Source organism: Variovorax rhizosphaerae (assembly GCF_037889975.1).
GTDB lineage: Bacteria > Pseudomonadota > Gammaproteobacteria > Burkholderiales > Burkholderiaceae_C > Variovorax > Variovorax rhizosphaerae.
On the sequence record NZ_JBBKZT010000110.1, the window covers coordinates 1 to 1,235 of the forward strand.

Here is a 1,235-nt window from a genome sequence, read left to right on the forward strand (position 1 = left end):
CCGGCGCAACTGCGGCAGGCCGACCTGGCGATGCTGGGCAACCTGCATCGGCGCATGGGCGACGAAGCCCCGAGGGCCCCGGGGCCGGACTCGCAGGCAGGCGCGCAGGCCGGTACGCGTCACGCATGGGGGCGCGTGGTGTACGCCAACCTGGACGTCCAGCAGCCGGGCATCGCCCAGGCCCGGAGCCAGGGCCGTGTAAGCGGCCTGCAGGCCGGCACCGACCTGTGGACCAGCGGCTACTGGCGTGCGGGTGTCTACGTGGGCTACCTCGATGGCAGGGCCGACGTCACCGGCAATGCCCGCGGCATCACCGCGCGCGTGGGCAGCAACGACGTGCAATCGCGCTACCTGGGCGCCTATGCGACCTGGATGGACGCGAGCGGCCTCTACGTCGACAGCGTGCTGCAGGGCGGCAGCCAGCGCTTCACGATGCGTCCCGACATCAACCCAAGCGTCTCCGGCAAAGCCAGCGGCTTCACGGCCTCCGTGGAGGTGGGCAAGCCCTTTGCTCTTGACGAGCGCTGGAGTATCGAGCCGCAGGCGCAGATCGCGTATCAACACAGCAGCGTGAACGACATGTCGCTGGTTGGCGCGCAAGTGCGCCACAACGTGGCGCACGGCTGGATCGGGCGGCTGGGCGTGCGCATCAGGGGCGATCTCGCCACCGGCGCCGGACGGCTGCAGCCGTACGCGCGAGTGAACTTGTACCGGGCGAACTTCGGGGACGACGTGGTCAGCTTCATTGGCCCGGCGGGATCGATCGCGATCGCCAGCGCGAACGGCTACAGCGCGGCCGAGGCGGCCGCCGGCGCAATGCTGGCGCTGACCACCGCGACCAGCCTGTACGGTGAGATCGGGCACCTCTGGAACATAGGCGGAGATGCGACGGTCAAGTCATCGGTGTTGGCTTCGCTCGGTATCAAGGTGCGGTGGTAGCGGCCCCAATGCTCCCAGTATTCGCGGCGATGAATCTGTCCCATAGCGACTCCGCGCTCGGCGCGCTTGTGTACACGAATGGACAAGCCGTGCGCCAACACGGCGACCGCACACAAGCTGGCCCGACTGATGTACTTCATGCTGACCCGGGGCGAGGCCTACGTCGATCAAGGCCAGCAGCACTATGACGAGCAACAGCGTCAGCGCATCATCGTCGCGCTGCAGCGTCGTGCCGCCGCATTGGGCTTTTGAATCACCCCAGTGATAAAGGCGGCATGAGTACAGCAGTCTTCAGT

Annotated in this window: 1 protein-coding gene and 1 pseudogene; both read left to right on the forward strand. The window is 67.3% G+C overall.

From position 1 onward, the window contains the following. Window positions 1-939, forward strand: a 939-nt coding sequence (locus WKW82_RS40550; protein ID WP_340348852.1) for an autotransporter domain-containing protein, incomplete at its 5' end; no start/stop codon positions are given. Between the two features lie 23 nt (window positions 940-962). Beyond that, window positions 963-1,191, forward strand: a pseudogene (locus tag WKW82_RS40555) (IS110 family transposase); the annotation flags it as partial. Between the last annotated feature and the right edge of the window lie 44 nt (window positions 1,192-1,235).